This is a genomic window from Aetokthonos hydrillicola CCALA 1050 (assembly GCF_017591665.1).
In the GTDB taxonomy this organism is placed as follows: Bacteria; Cyanobacteriota; Cyanobacteriia; order Cyanobacteriales; family Nostocaceae; genus Aetokthonos; species Aetokthonos hydrillicola.
The window spans coordinates 1-1,897 of the sequence record NZ_JAAKGC010000330.1 but is presented as its reverse complement, the minus strand read 5'-3'; the positions used below and the strand labels follow the sequence as shown (position 1 = coordinate 1,897).

The window sequence follows — 1,897 nt, the reverse complement described above, 5'->3', positions numbered from 1 at the left end:
AGTTTAATTCCTTCTTCTTTGTTGACCATTCGGCGAGCGATCTCAGCTAAGTGACGGTCATTTGATTTCAAGAAGCTTTTAGCTGGTTTTTCGGGTGTTGACATCAACGCTGGATCACGATGAATAATTGGGTGTCCAGTCGAGTTCAGTGCAAAAGCATAACTGCCATCGCCGTACTGTAGTTTATTAATTACCTGTTTGACACGCTCAATTCTCAGATTCCCGTTAAGTGCTGCTATCGGAGGACTGGCTGGATCATAAGTTTGGCGAATTGGGGTAGCGATAGATACGACATTAACTTTACTAATAATACTCCAGAAGGGATCAGATATATAATTTTTTCCTGCTAGTGCAGTCTTTATATCAGTTCTATATTTGAGGTTTTTGTCACTTTTGCCTATTCGAGTGTTGTAATGGGAACCGTCAGGATATGTTATGGCAAGTATAAAGAAATCATGAATACGACTAACTTCTGCCCGTAAGTATGGTTCCATCGCTGACCAGTTTAAAGAACGTACAATATCTGTATTGGCAATAGTGTAGACTTCTGCTTTACGATTTGCTAACCATTGATCAATATCGTGTCTTCCTTGACGAACTTCAAGTAAAGCTTTTGCTTGAAGTTCCCGTAGAACTATACTTCGGACTGCTAAGTAGCTAAAAATACCGATTGCCGCTACAAAGAAGGTTGTGTTAATCAAAATTAATAGCGTTGTCAAATTGCGCGATCGCCTTTGGCTGTGTCCCACGGGCGATCGCTTATTGTGCGTTTGTCGATTTTGCCAAATTGTGAACCAATTTTTTACAAACCGTCTTATCATCTTGTTGTATCTTGGCAATGTTATATTTTTTTAGTCACATTACTTAAAATTTCCACCCTGTTAACGTAATAAACATCCAACATCTATGCAATAGAAGCTAGACAACCTCGGGAAGTACTCACAACGAGATCATGAAAATATTTCTTTCTCAATCCTCCATCCCCTATTTTCAATATAGACATACGCTGAAAAAGATTTTTTTCCATAAAATTAATGTTTGGTAAGAGTTTGTCTGACTTAGACAAGAATGTACGCGTCAAATGGAGGATAGATGTCTTAGATGTCTAAAATTCATATAGCAGCATACTGACATATCACTAATCACTTACAAATATTTTTGTAAAGTTATGCCAAGAAAAGAACAAGGATGGGTCACATTCCAAACATCACAGGAGGAACAGAAAATTTTGGAGGAGTTTTGCCAACAGTCCCAGCGCACTAAAACAGAGATTTTGCGGGAACTGGTGCGCGGACTAAGGAAACCCTCACCAACTCCATCAATACCCACAAGTGACAAAGTCAAAGAAGATACTTACAATACTGAACTAGAAATTTCCAGTGAAAAGAAACCTCTAAAAGTTAGCTCTCGTAATATTCTTAAGGGTGTAGTCAAACGAGTGACCACTGGTGCAGTAAATAGTGAAGTGACTTTGGAAATTCTTCATAAAGTCGAATTAACCTCAATTATTACCAGAGTCTCAGCTGAGGAATTGGGTTTGGCTGAGGGAGAAGAGGCTTATGCAGTCATTAAGTCTAATGATATAGTGATTGCTAGGGATTAAATACAGTGAACAGTAAACAGTTATCAGTGATCAATGTGTATGGTGTGGTCTTAACTGATAACTGATAACTATAATATTGGCTTGTAGTAGCTGTTTTCTTGAGAGGATCCCAATTTTGCAAAAAAATCGTAGTGGGAGCATCTTGCTCCCTGGTTTATTACTGAAACGGGCAAGATGCCCACACTACAATATAAAATAAATTTACATATTTGGGATGCTCCCTTTTTCTTTGCCTAGCGTGCGGGTGGGTAGGTGTTGGAAAACAACTTTACAACGTAATCTCTGAAATCTTTA

Annotated in this window: 2 protein-coding genes; one reads left to right on the top strand and one right to left on the bottom strand. The window is 38.4% G+C overall.

The genetic code is table 11. From position 1 onward, the window contains the following. Positions 1 to 821: PDC sensor domain-containing protein (locus G4P69_RS37545; protein ID WP_243903184.1), on the bottom strand; the 821-nt coding region annotated here is incomplete at its 3' end. A gap of 347 nt (positions 822 to 1,168) precedes the next feature. Between G4P69_RS37545 and G4P69_RS37540 the strand changes: the two genes are divergently transcribed. Continuing rightward, positions 1,169 to 1,603, top strand: coding sequence for a TOBE domain-containing protein (locus tag G4P69_RS37540; protein WP_208340162.1), 435 nt, complete (start codon positions 1,169 to 1,171; stop codon positions 1,601 to 1,603). Positions 1,604 to 1,897: the final 294 nt, after the last annotated feature.

Coding starts and splice junctions, on each gene's coding strand:
- G4P69_RS37540 (WP_208340162.1), top strand. CDS start 1,169: ATGCCAAGAAAAGAACAAGGATGGGTCACATTCCAAACATCACAGGAG.